This window comes from Candidatus Palauibacter sp., assembly GCF_965237495.1.
GTDB lineage: Bacteria > Gemmatimonadota > Gemmatimonadetes > Palauibacterales > Palauibacteraceae > Palauibacter.
Genome location: NZ_OZ250143.1, coordinates 2,193,679 through 2,204,598 on the forward strand (window position 1 = coordinate 2,193,679; position 10,920 = coordinate 2,204,598).

The following is a 10,920-nucleotide window of genomic DNA, read 5'->3' on the forward strand; positions in this document are numbered from 1 at the left end:
TCCTAGTGTGGCGCCGCAGGAATCCGCGAGCTACCGAGACTGCCGAGGCGCCTCAATGCAGCGGGGCCCGGACGGTTCAGCTCTCCGATCGGAGGGCGTCCCAGAACTCTCGCGGGCTCAAAACCGCCACCGGCGCCTCCCCTGCGACCCGAAGGAGATCCCGGTCTCCGGTGACCAGAACATCAGCCTTCCCGGCGACGGCCTCCCCCAGGATCGGCACATCGTCCGGGTCGGCCAGTTCGATCGAGAGCGGAACGGCCGCAGCCACGACCACCGCCACCTCGCGCAGGAATTCGTCGGTCGTTTCGATCGTGGCAGGCGGGACTCGAAATTTCTCGTCGAGAACTCGCCGCAATTCTCGAAGCACCGTCTCGCCCGCGATGAGCGAGTGATTCGCGATCACGACCCGCGGCACGTCGGAGCAGATGCCTCGCGCGGCCAGAGCGCTGACGAGCACGTTGGTGTCGAGGAATATCCTCAAGAGATTTCGCGGAAGACGTCCTCGTCCGTGAGGTATCCCCGGGCTTCCGCGAAAGGTGTGATGCGGCGGCGCAGATCGGCCAACCGGTCCAGCGCGAGCTGACGTTCCAGGGCGTCACGGACGAACGCGCTTCTGCTCCGCCCGCTGCGCGCGGCAGCGCGACTCAGCCGACGCTCCAGCCGAGGGTCGATTCTGATGGTCACGGTCGCCGTTTTCATGTCACACAATGTATGACACCGGTCGGGGACGGGGAAGCCGCCGTACTCGTCGAGAATCTCGACCGCGCCCGCGAGGATCGCCTGCTCGATCCGGGCAAGCTCCTTGCGAACCACGGCCAGATCGATGCCGCGCGCGCGGAGCATACAACGGCGGCATGCCATGCGCCCGGCGGTTAGCGCATGATCACGGTCCCGTAAGCGGTCAGGTCGCCGAGCGTGAAGTTCTCGCCCACCACCTGCAGCAGGCTCACGCGGTACCGGGCGAGGTCCGCCCCGGTGGGGCACCCAGACCCGCAGCAAGAGCGCGTCCGGCAGCGCTCCGGCGACGATGACCTCGCGTCGTGTCGAGGACGATGCGTCCGTTTCGAACATCTCGAGACCCGGCGCCTGAAGCGAGTCGATGGCCGGACCCTCGACCACGAGCATCGCTCTCACGTTGCGGGCCCGCGGCGTGGGCGTGCCGCCCATGGTCGTGCTCAAATCCCTCCTGGATCAGGACCCGAGCCCCTTGGGCGCCGGAGCGCGGAATGGATTCCGGCGGCGCGCTGAACCGTCGGCTCGTCCGGCGTTGCAGAGCGGAGGTGCTCCATGGCCGCGCGGGGAATGCGACGGGCACGATGATCGGCACGCCCCCGTCCACGTGCAGGCCATGGAGGCCACCACCTCGTCCCGGCGCGGGCCTAACGGGATCGCTCCGCGGACGACGGCGTTATATTGGCTGTCCATGATTCCTGCCGCGGCGAGAGGAGCCATGAACAGCCTGCCCAAACAAACGATGAAGCATGCCGAAGACGGCTTGGTCGTCCCGGCGTCACCGCGGTGAGCGGGGCCGCGGCGATGCTCGATCAGCCCGACCTCGGGAAGCACCTGAGCCTGCGATTCCGATGCGTTGGGACAGGTGGCCGATGAGTCGCCACGAACGGCTGGTGCGGACTATACTCCGCGGGCGATCCGACGCGAACATTCGATTCGACGAACTGCGCACGCTGATGCGGTATCTTGGATTCGAGGAGCGCGTGCGTGGCAGCCACCACCTCTTCGACAAGGAAGGCATCGTGGAAATCGTCAACCTGCAAAGCCGTGGTGGACACGCGAAGCCCTATCAGGTCAGGCAGGTTCGGCAGTTGATCCTCAAATACAAGCTGGGAGGAGACGACTGATGCACAAGTACGAGATCATTCTCTATTGGAGCAACGAAGATCAGGCTTTCGTCGCAGAGGCACCCGAGTTGCCCGGGTGCATTGCGCACGGAGACGATCAGGAGACCGCGTTAGGGAACATCAAGGATGCGGTGCAGTTCTGGATCGAAAGGGCAGAGGAGTTGGGACGATCCGTGCCGGAGCCCAAGGGAGAGCGCCTGATGCTGGCTTGACTGGCATTACGTGACCTCGGGCTCGTTCCCTCAGATGTAATGGCGTGCAGCTCCGCCGCAGACCGATGCGGCGTGCGGCTCTGCCACCGAGTTGAGTTCCCTGAGCACGCCGGCCAGCGGCCGGGTGGGTTCGTGTCGGATCAACCTGTCCGATGCTTTCATCTGCTCTAGAAGCACCGTCTCGCCCGCGATGAGTGAGTGATTCGCGATCACGACCCGCGGCACGTCGGAGCAGATGCCTCGCCCGGCCAGAGCGCTGACGAGCACGTTGGTGTCGAGGAATATCCTCAAGAGATTTTCGCGGAAGACGTCCTCGTCCGTGAGGTAATCCCCGGGCTTTCCGCGAAAGGTGTGATGCGGCGGCGCAGATCGGCCAACCGGTCCAGCGCGAGCTGACGTTCCAGGGCGTCACGGACGAACGCGCTTCTGCTCCGCCCGCTGCGCGCGGCAGCGCGACTCAGCCGACGCTCCAGCCGAGGGTCGATTCTGATGGTCGCGGTCGCCGTTTTCATGTCATACAATGTATGACATCGAGCGGGGACGGGAAAGGCGGCCGGACGGGCGGTCTACAGCTTCACGTCGCCGCCTGGATCGCGTCGTCGCAGCCGGGCCAGTGTTTCTTCCGCCTCCCGTAGTCGAGTGCGGCGCGCGTCGTCGTCAAGGATGGCGGCGGACCAGTTGGGGTGGCCGCCCGGGCTCGGAACGCGCAGAACCGCTCCGGGCCGAGTGCCGGCCGGCAACTCCTGCAGCGGCACGTCCCGAGAGCGCTCATCGCCATCACGTATCAGTACGGCAACCGGTCCTTCCACCCGGTCTACCACCCAGATGTCGCCGTGTAGATCGGCCCCGGGCCCCGGCCGGTCGGCGCTCAACAGCTGAACATGACCACGGCCGCCCCCGTGTCGTCATAGAGGGTCGCGGTGTCACCGCCGTTGTTCCACACCGCTTGGCGCCGACCCATGTAGTACCGCGTGCCGTTGGCGGATCCGGATCCGGTGTGGACGACGAGCCGGCCGCCGGCCGCCAGCCGCGCGTCCGGAGGAAACGTGAAGCAGTGGTTCGCCCGGTCGCAGAGCGTCCAGCCGCCGATCACCCGGTCTTCGGACTCGAGATTATCGATCACCGCGTACTCGCCGTTCGGGTTCCGATGGTCGTTTCCAGGCGCATCGGCGTGCACCCGGATCCGGATGCCGGCGTCCCTGGCGCCTCCGGGGTCGGAGCCGGGCACCGGGATGCGAACGGGCCCCGGCTCATCGCCGCGCGCGTTGCCGCGAAGCGCCACGTTTCCACCGACTGCGACCTCATAGTCGCCGCTCTGGCGGCCGCTGACCGAGACATGGCCGTGCAGGTCGGTACGGAAGACCGTCGCGCCCGACGCATCGTATGCCTGCACAGCGGCGGGCCGCGGGTGGCCGTACGGGTTGCGTCCCACCGAAATCACCACGACGCGAGGCCGGGCCATATCGAGGAAATCCCACGTGAAGCCGTTGTCGCTCCCGTGGTGCGGGGCCTTGAGCACGGTCGTCTCGTGCACGGCACCCTGGCTGACCAGATGGCTGAGCTGCCGCACTTCGGAATCGCCGCTGAGGAAGGCCGTGAAGTTCCCGTAGCGCACCACCAGACTCACGGAGCGGTCATTGTGCTGCGTACTTCCGGGCGGGAGGAGCGGCAACACCTCGATCTCCACCTCCCCGAGCGTGAGCGTCCGCGGCGAAGCCTCCAGGTACGTGATCTCCGGCCGGGCGTCGAGCGCGGCCAGCAGCCGACGGTAGGTCGCCGTCGTGTGCGGCTGGCCGTTGTCCATGTAGAAGCGGACCGGAAACGTCGCGATCACGCCCGCCATGCCGCCGATGTGATCCGCGTGCGGGTGCGTCGCCACGAGCAGGTCGATCTCGCTGACCCCGAACTGCCGGAGGATTCGAACGACGTCGCTGCGTCCGGCGTCGATCAGCGCGACCTGGCCGCTGGGCGCCTGCACGAGCACCGCGTCCCCCTGCCCGACATCGAGAAACGTGATCCGAAGGACGGAGTCCGCTGGTAAAGGACGCAGGGACGAGGCTGCCGCGGTGACACATGCATCGGCGTCGGTCCCGCCCGTGTGAGCGCACGCAGGAGCCGCGGACGCGGCTACGGACGGCAGGGCCGCGAGGGATACGGCGGACAGCAGGCGGGCAGTCCGATAGTGCCCGATCCCCTGCCGCAGGAACCTCTTCACGCTCCATTGGAACATGGAGGCCAACTGACTTGCCCGATCACGGCGAGACAAGGGCCTCTCGCCGTACCTCTCGGTGATCACGTGATCGACGTCAGGGCTTCCCAGAGGCCGCGCGGGGTCACGATCGCCACCGGTACGTCATCGGCAATCTCAAGGAGGCCCGGTGTCTATCCGATGGCGTGCTCCAGCCCCCGCTGTGGATACAGGCGCGTGAGGAAGTCCCCGACCGGCACGCGCAGGACATCCCCCACGGCGAGCCGGTCCGTGCCCCTGTACAGGAGCACCCGGCTGCGCGACCAGCCCCTCCAGGGCAGGACCGCCGATCTCGGCCGGCCGGTCGAGGGGACCCGCCGGCCGCAGGCTCCTGAACAGGCCGCAGTCGAAGTAGAAGAATCTGGGGTGCGCCACGAGCCGGCGTTTGGCGCGCCGCGTGAATACGGGCAGGCGGAAGGCAAGCAGAAGCTCTTCGAGCAACTCCAGGTAGCCCGCGACCGTGGTGCGGCTCGTCTCGCACTCGCGGGCGGACGGCGCTGATGTTGAGCGTTGCGCCGTGAGAAAAGGCCGCCGCTTCCAGAAAGCGCGAGAAGCTGCCGACATTGCGGGCCAGGCCCTCGGCGCGCACTTCCTACAACGGCTGGTGCCCCAGGTCGGCTCGGGTGTAGCCGTGCTCCATGGCCAGCCGGGCCAGTTCGTCCCGGTTGGCCGGTGGCGGTTCCGTCCGCAGTGGCGCCAAGTGCGCCTCCCGCGGGGCGCGTCGCGCGAGGAGGGCGGCGTAGAGATCACGGTCGCCCCCCACCAGATATCCGAAGAACCCGGGGTCGGCGTCGGCCGGAATGTCGCGAATGAGGCTGCGCCGGTCCTCCGACCGAATGGTCTCCCGTGCCGCAACGACGAGTTCGGTGTCCAGCGAATAGAGGGTCTCGCTCTCCGCCAGCAGCTGCGCGATGGTCTGCCCCACGGACGATGTTTCCTCCAGGAGCTCCTCGGCCCTCTCCGTGCTTTCATCCTTCCGCTGCGAGCTCTCTTCCGCCTCATGCAGCAGCCAGGCCAGGGCCGCACGCCGATCCGATCCGACCACATCGTGCAGTAGGTCGGCCCCGCCGCACGTCACCGCGGCGTCTTCCCAGAGAACTCCCATCTCGCCGGGCGGACGCCGCCGATGATGGAGGTCCCACAGAGCGGCGGCCGTTTCCCCCCGCACCGTTCCGTCACCATCTTTCAGCAATCGGAGCTTCCACGCGTCCGGCACATGGGCCCAGGGCACGACATCCCGCATGAAGTCGGCATGAGCGCGCGCCTCGGCGAGGACCCGATGAACCGCCATGGCGGGTGGATCGTGGAGGCACAGGCCGGCCTCGAGGCTCACGCCAGCGTACTCGCCGCCCGGGTCAACACGCTCCAGTATCCTCCAGGGGACTTCGTCCGAAGAGTCGGCGATAACCGCCGCATCCAGGAACGGGCCCACCCACGCGCTCGGCACCGCGCGACCGGCGAACTCCTCCAGCCAGGCGGACGGATCATCGACAAGTTCGGCCAATTGAACCACGATCAGGTCCAGCGGACGCGTACCGTAGTACCCGCTGAGCTTGCCTTCGCGTCTCAACCGCAGCAGGCGCTCGGCCACGACTCTCGGTTCTTCGTGGCGCCACTGTCCGGCGAACCGGCGGGCGGCTGCATCGAATTGTGGGGCTGCGGGATGCGCCGACCGGCGTTGATCGAGCGTGGGGAACAGCTGGATCACGGTTTGGTCGTCAACCCTGGGCAGCGTCACGTTCAGCTTGTGCTCACGCACGATGCCGTGCGCCCAGTGCAGGAAACCCGGCTCTACCCACGCATCCAACGCCAACTCAAGCATCCGGGCGACTTCGGCTCGCGACGCGACGCTGGTCTCCGGCAGCTCACCAGGCACGCGGGGACCGGTGACCCAGCGCCGGATCACGCTCCGCGCGCATCGGATTCCCGCATCCCCGAGATTACGGAGCAGTTCCATCCCCTCCGGCCAAAGGCGTGCCAGACGCAGGACATCGTCCTCCGTGAGCGAGCCCATCCCCGTCGTGAAGGTCTCAACGCTCACGGGATCCCCCCGCACGCGGAGGAAGCTGAGCGAGAAACACGAGCGGACGAGTTCGGCGGCTGATTCGCGACCCTCAACCAACTCCCCGTGCTCCGCCAGCGCGCGGAGGAGTTGGCGGCGACGGTCCGCTGCGTCGGAACCCGGCCGTCCCGCCCGCACCCAGGCGCCGATCTTCCCAACGAGGTCCCCCGAACGCGTTTGCTCAAGCGCACGGAACCCGCCGCGGAACTCCGTCTCCCAGCGGCGGTCGCGGGATCCGCGCTCGGACCCGATCGCCAGAGAGATGAGCCTGCCGAGGGCCCACTCGGGCGCGAACGTCAGTGCATCGGTGGCGATCGACGACGCCCGGTCGGGGTAGTTCTCCAACACCCACCGTGCCCCCTCGGCCCCCGTCGCCGCGTACAGGTCGAGCGGTCGGTTGCCGACATGCGCCTTCCTGTGTGCCCCGAGCCGATCCCGGATGAGCTGGTGCGGTATGGCGCCGCCACGCGCGAGCGCATCGAGCAGGGCTTCGGTGCACGCAACGGCATCCTCCACGCCTTGCAGTGCCGCCTCCGGACGCAGGCGCAGCGCGCCCGAGAAGTAGGTTCGCGCCATCAAGGCGTGTCGTAGCGCCGCCGGTCTCACAGCGAGGGCCCCCCGCCACGTTTCCGTGAGGGTGCCCGTGCCGGACAACTTCTTCAGGGCTTGCCGCAGCTTGACTTCCGGCTGGTTCAGCGCCCGCGCTGCGACGTCCTTCCGCATGCCGGCCTCGCCACCCAGACCCAATGTCGCCACGTAGTCGAGTTCCGTCCCCGACAGCCGGGCATCGCGCCGCAGGCCCTCGAGCAGCAGCCCACCTTGGACGAGGGGCTCGATTCCCCTCAGGTCCGTGTGACGCGCCAAAGTCATTGCCAGGCCCGGCCGACAGGAACCCGTCACCTGCAGCACTTCGTCCGGCGGATCGTCGCTCTGGTTGAGGATCTCGCCGATTACGTCTTCGGGGAGTCGCGGCTCCTCGCGACGAATAAGCTGAGCGACCTGGTCGCGGGCAAGGCCATTCACGGCCATGCGCTCCTCCCGGCGCAGGTACAGCTGCCCTTCCACCGCCTCGGCCCGGTTCGGCCAGGTGGACGCGCAGATCTTGAAGTCGAACCCGGGCTCCTCCCGCAGCCGAACCAGGAGATCGATGAGCGGCTCGTTGAAGTGAGCATCATCAACGAAGAGTAGGCTTACGGGGTTGTCCCTGAAGGCGTCGGCGATCCTGCCGGGATCGTCCGAGACCACGAACAGGCCGCGGCCTTCCCTGGCCAGCGTCTCGAACAACGCGGTCTTTCCGACTCCGGGTTGTCCGACGACGACGACGTCACCCCGGTGCCGGCGCAACCGGTCGAGTTCGTTGTCCCGTCCGATGAGTTCGCCGGTCCGACGGGGGCCCACCAAGCGGGGAAGCGCCGACAGCGCGGGGGGAGTGCCCGGCAGACCGAGGAGTTCGAGACGCCACTTCGAGTTGCGGTACAGTCTGCCCGTGAAGTCGTCGCGGTCGTGGATGTTGCGGAGCGTGAAGCCCAACTCCCTCGCGCGAGCCTCGAGGTTCCGCCGTTTGCGCGGTGTGAGCACCCGTGAAGTCGCCACGACCGCCCCCGTGGCCGACCCCCCGGCGCGCCGATAGGACTCCAGGTTGCGGGTCACGTTTCCGAGAACTTTGTCCTTCGCCGCCGTGGTCGCGATCAAGGGGAGAGCGTCGCCGTCCTCGTCCGGGATGGCGCCATCCATGCCGCCGTCGTCGCCGCCCGTGACAGGAACCAGTCCCGGGTACACGTCCCGAAGCAACTCCGCCGCACACCGCTCGAAGAGGTGGGGATCGAGTCTTTCTCCGAGGCGCTGCTCGATCTGCCGGTACAATGGGTCTCTCACCACCTCAGCCTCCGATGAGCCACGCCAGCATCCCGGTCGGGAGCGCGATGAGGTCGGGGTCGCGGGTGTCCAGCGCCCGCCGCGTCGCCACGAGGCCGCGCCACTTCGATCCCCGGATCACGCCCGCCCCGCGAGTCCACCGCTCGCCGTCCACATACTTGGACTCGACGGCCAGGTCGCCGAACGCCGGTCCCACGAAGTCGATTTCTCGCCGCCCTCCCGTTCGGTGATAGAGAACCGAGTCGAAGTTCAGGTACGAGGCGGGGTCTCCGCGGAGGAACGACCGGACGAGCGCCACGCCCAGCTGCTGCTCCGACATGGGGCCGGGATCGGGCGGCACGGCCTGGGGGAAGAGGCGGGCGTAGACGGGGTCGGCGAAGTACGTCTTCTCCTGGGACCGAAGCGCGGGGCGGAGAGAGCGCTCCGGATAGCAGGGCCAGACGACGAACGCCTCCCGCAGCGCGTCGATCCGGCGGCCGACGGATTGACGGGAGGTGCCGAGATCCATCGCGATGTCGTGGCGGTTCGTCGGAGAGGCGAGCCCTTTCGCCAATCGTGTCGTGAACGCGGCCGACTGGGCTTGTGACCACGCCGACTTTGCGAAAGCCTCGCCGTGGATGACCTGGAAGAGGTCGCGGCACAGTTCCCCGGAGGAGTCGTCACCGGCCGCGGCGGCGGAGACGGCCTGCGGGAAGCCGCCCACGCGGATGTAGGCATCCCACTGCTCGACGAGCTGGTTCAGCCACGGCGCGAGGGCGCGAACCCGCTCCCGCAGGACGGAGGCGGTGAGATCCGCCACGGCGCGAGGGCGGATGTCCTCCGGCAGATCGACGTCGGATCGTGCACGTACGAAGGCCCGGAAGGACATCGGCAGGAGGACGCGGTCGGGGTCCGGGACGCCGCCGCGCCGTCCGGCGAGGGCCCTGACGGCTTCACCCGGATCCGCAGCCGACGACCCCGTGAGGACGACGGTGTCGTCGCCGAAGCGGGCGTCGTTGTCCCGCAGCCATTTGATCGCGGCGGGCCACCCGTCGGCGATGGAGGTAATTTCGTCGAAGAACCAGTAACGCCGCCCGTCCGGCGGCGTGAATTCGGCGGCGACACCCACGATCCGCCGGAGATCCGCTGCCGGCAAGCCGTCGGCGGCGAAGTGAACGATGGCACGGGGATCCCGGCCCTCCCCGATGAGGCGCTTGATCGTCTTCTTGACTTCGACCGACTTTCCCACCCGTCTGGGTCCCCGGAGCAGGTAGAGGCCACCCGGCCGAAGATCGTCAAGTACGTTGGCCGAGTAGTCGAACGGTGCCCGGCCCGCCTGGCGGAGATCGCGGTCGGCGAGAACCCACGAGCGTGGATTGCTCCACCAGCCGGTGAGGGCCAGCATGCTTCGGATGTCGTCAACGCTAGGCAATCCGGCACCCGTCACTTACGATCCATCGACACTCGTCATCGGTGTTGACGGTATGGCGTCGGGGCACGAACATCAAGCATCTGTAGCACGTTCATGACATATATGGACGATTTTATCGCATAAACGTCCACGACTCGGACGATTTTGTCGCGCAATCGTCCATGAATATCTCAGAGCATGATACGATGGATCGAAGCTTGACTGAACGGAACACCGCCGAAGAGTGCCCGCCCGATCCGAACCCGGAACAGCCCGACTCTGTTAGGCCACGACCCTAACCATCAATCCGTCAAGTCCGGTACGGACAACCAAGCCGCGAGAGGCAAATGATTGGACGCGTTCATCGGGTAGCACTGCGCGAGGTGTGGGGGCACGAAGCTCACGACTTCACGACATGGTTGCAGGAGAACATCGACGTGGTCGGCGAGGCCACGGGACTCCAGCTTGCCGCTGCTGAGCGGGAACAACCCGCCGGTTCCTTCAGCGTTGACCCGATCGCGGAGGACGAGAAAGGTCGCGCCGTCGTGATCGAGAACCAATTGCAGAAAAGCGATCACGATCACCTTGGGAAGCTCCTCACATACCTCGTGAGTATCGAGGCGAGGCAAGCAATCTGGATCGTGGTCGATCCGCGCCCGGAACACCGTTGGAGTGGGACACACTCGTTCGGCGGTGCATCACCCGCGACGCGGCCCGGTCGTTACGACCGCCGGTATACGTCCCGGCGGTGTCCGACCTTCAGAACGATGATGACCAGCGCGGCTTCCGCCACGCTGTAGAGAATCCGATATCTTCCCGCTCGGATGCGGAAAACATCATCGTATCCCGTGAGCTTTCGCGTCCCCGCGGGGAACGGGTCGTCCGCCAGGGCGGACATCTTGCGCGCTACGCGTTCCTGATCGGCTCGCGGCAGCTTGCGAAGCTGTTTCTCGGCGGTTCGAGAGATCTCGACATCATAGCGCGCCAGCGAGCTTTAGTTCCCTGAGTAGATCGGCCAACGGCCGGGTAGGTTCGTGTCGGATCTTCTTCAGATCCTCAATGTCCTCGAGTTCCTCAAGGCGATCCAGAAGCGCTTCCTGAACGAAGTGATTCATGGCCACGCCTCTGGGGCGGCAGTAACCTTCCACTGCGTTCTTCACCGCGGCATCCACGCGGACGTTTATCTGCACTTTTCCCATGACACCTCCTCGGCCCGGGAAGGGGTAGCCTCCCGCATGATATCATCTGCTATCATCCGTTGCAATCGTACGTCG

General features: G+C 66.8%; 13 protein-coding genes and 1 pseudogene. 2 read left to right on the forward strand and 12 right to left on the reverse strand.

Features of this window, described 5'->3' with window-relative positions; all coding sequences use genetic code 11:
• Nucleotides 1–76 precede the first annotated feature (76 nt).
• Together ACPXY0_RS09520 and ACPXY0_RS09525 are read right to left on the reverse strand one after the other, a co-directional pair.
• Entirely contained in the window at nucleotides 77–481 is a 405-nt protein-coding gene (locus ACPXY0_RS09520) for a putative toxin-antitoxin system toxin component, PIN family (RefSeq protein ID WP_423924299.1), read from the reverse strand.
• Entirely contained in the window at nucleotides 478–1,179 is a 702-nt protein-coding gene (locus tag ACPXY0_RS09525) for a ribbon-helix-helix protein, CopG family (protein WP_423924301.1), read from the reverse strand. Before ACPXY0_RS09525 ends, ACPXY0_RS09520 begins: the two co-directional genes overlap by 4 nt.
• 425 nt (nucleotides 1,180–1,604) lie before the next feature.
• Between ACPXY0_RS09525 and ACPXY0_RS09530 the strand changes: the two genes are divergently transcribed.
• Complete coding sequence (locus tag ACPXY0_RS09530; protein ID WP_423924303.1) at nucleotides 1,605–1,859, forward strand: type II toxin-antitoxin system HicA family toxin; 255 nt, start codon at nucleotides 1,605–1,607, stop codon at nucleotides 1,857–1,859.
• Nucleotides 1,859–2,071: a type II toxin-antitoxin system HicB family antitoxin gene (locus ACPXY0_RS09535; protein ID WP_423924305.1), complete on the forward strand. Its 213-nt coding sequence runs from the start codon at nucleotides 1,859–1,861 to the stop codon at nucleotides 2,069–2,071. The genes ACPXY0_RS09530 and ACPXY0_RS09535 overlap by 1 nt, the downstream gene beginning before the upstream one ends.
• A 30-nt stretch (nucleotides 2,072–2,101) precedes the next feature.
• On the opposite strand, the gene ACPXY0_RS09540 is transcribed toward ACPXY0_RS09535, so the two are convergent.
• From ACPXY0_RS09540 to ACPXY0_RS09585, 10 genes and pseudogenes are all read right to left on the reverse strand, one after another.
• Nucleotides 2,102–2,362: a hypothetical protein gene (locus ACPXY0_RS09540; RefSeq protein ID WP_423924307.1), complete on the reverse strand. Its 261-nt coding sequence runs from the start codon at nucleotides 2,360–2,362 to the stop codon at nucleotides 2,102–2,104.
• A complete protein-coding gene (locus ACPXY0_RS09545) occupies nucleotides 2,359–2,583 on the reverse strand; it encodes a ribbon-helix-helix protein, CopG family (protein ID WP_423924309.1) in 225 nt (74 codons plus the stop codon). The genes ACPXY0_RS09540 and ACPXY0_RS09545 overlap by 4 nt, the downstream gene beginning before the upstream one ends.
• 54 nt (nucleotides 2,584–2,637) lie before the next feature.
• Nucleotides 2,638–2,892 (reverse strand): DUF3006 domain-containing protein, encoded by a 255-nt coding sequence (locus ACPXY0_RS09550; RefSeq protein ID WP_423930642.1) that lies wholly within the window; start codon nucleotides 2,890–2,892, stop codon nucleotides 2,638–2,640.
• A 47-nt stretch (nucleotides 2,893–2,939) separates the two neighbouring features.
• Nucleotides 2,940–4,286: a lamin tail domain-containing protein gene (locus ACPXY0_RS09555; RefSeq protein WP_423924311.1), complete on the reverse strand. Its 1,347-nt coding sequence runs from the start codon at nucleotides 4,284–4,286 to the stop codon at nucleotides 2,940–2,942.
• 348 nt (nucleotides 4,287–4,634) lie between these two features.
• A pseudogene (locus ACPXY0_RS09560) lies at nucleotides 4,635–4,883 on the reverse strand (DUF4143 domain-containing protein); the annotation flags it as partial.
• Nucleotides 4,884–4,911: 28 nt separating this feature from the next.
• On the reverse strand, nucleotides 4,912–8,256 hold the full coding sequence (locus ACPXY0_RS09565) for a hypothetical protein (protein ID WP_423924313.1): 3,345 nt from the start codon (nucleotides 8,254–8,256) through the stop codon (nucleotides 4,912–4,914).
• A 4-nt stretch (nucleotides 8,257–8,260) separates the two neighbouring features.
• Nucleotides 8,261–9,640 carry an AAA family ATPase gene (locus ACPXY0_RS09570; RefSeq protein WP_423924315.1) on the reverse strand — a complete coding sequence of 460 codons (1,380 nt, stop codon included), beginning with the start codon at nucleotides 9,638–9,640 and terminating at the stop codon, nucleotides 8,261–8,263.
• 308 nt (nucleotides 9,641–9,948) lie between these two features.
• The gene (locus ACPXY0_RS09575; RefSeq protein ID WP_423924317.1) at nucleotides 9,949–10,230 is read right to left on the reverse strand and encodes a hypothetical protein; all 282 of its coding nucleotides are present in this window, start codon (nucleotides 10,228–10,230) and stop codon (nucleotides 9,949–9,951) included.
• A 137-nt stretch (nucleotides 10,231–10,367) separates the two neighbouring features.
• The gene (locus tag ACPXY0_RS09580; RefSeq protein ID WP_423930644.1) at nucleotides 10,368–10,634 is read right to left on the reverse strand and encodes a type II toxin-antitoxin system RelE family toxin; all 267 of its coding nucleotides are present in this window, start codon (nucleotides 10,632–10,634) and stop codon (nucleotides 10,368–10,370) included.
• Nucleotides 10,621–10,845, reverse strand: coding sequence for a hypothetical protein (locus tag ACPXY0_RS09585; protein WP_423924319.1), 225 nt, complete (start codon nucleotides 10,843–10,845; stop codon nucleotides 10,621–10,623). Before ACPXY0_RS09585 ends, ACPXY0_RS09580 begins: the two co-directional genes overlap by 14 nt.
• Between the last annotated feature and the right edge of the window lie 75 nt (nucleotides 10,846–10,920).